This is a genomic window from Staphylococcus microti, assembly GCF_000934465.1.
Classification (GTDB): domain Bacteria; phylum Bacillota; class Bacilli; order Staphylococcales; family Staphylococcaceae; genus Staphylococcus; species Staphylococcus microti.
In genome coordinates this window covers 1-225 of the sequence record NZ_JXWY01000077.1, presented here as the reverse complement: position 1 = coordinate 225, position 225 = coordinate 1, and the positions used below count along the sequence as shown (strand labels likewise).

Sequence of the window (225 nt, the reverse complement as noted above, 5' to 3'; positions counted from 1 at the left end):
ATGTTGAGTTACTCATTGAAGTAGAGTCGCTCTCGCTTACTGACGTTGAGTTACTCATGCTCGTAGAGTCGCTCTCGCTTACTGACGTTGAGTTACTCATGCTCGTAGAGTCGCTTTCACTTACTGATGTTGAGTTACTCATTGAAGTAGAGTCACTTTCACTTACTGATGTTGAGTTACTCATTGAAGTAGAATCACTCTCACTTACTGATGTTGAGTTACTTA

General features: G+C 40.9%; 1 pseudogene. It reads left to right on the top strand.

What is annotated here, in order from left to right:
* Window positions 1-225: pseudogene (locus TP70_RS12895) on the top strand (hypothetical protein); the annotation flags it as partial.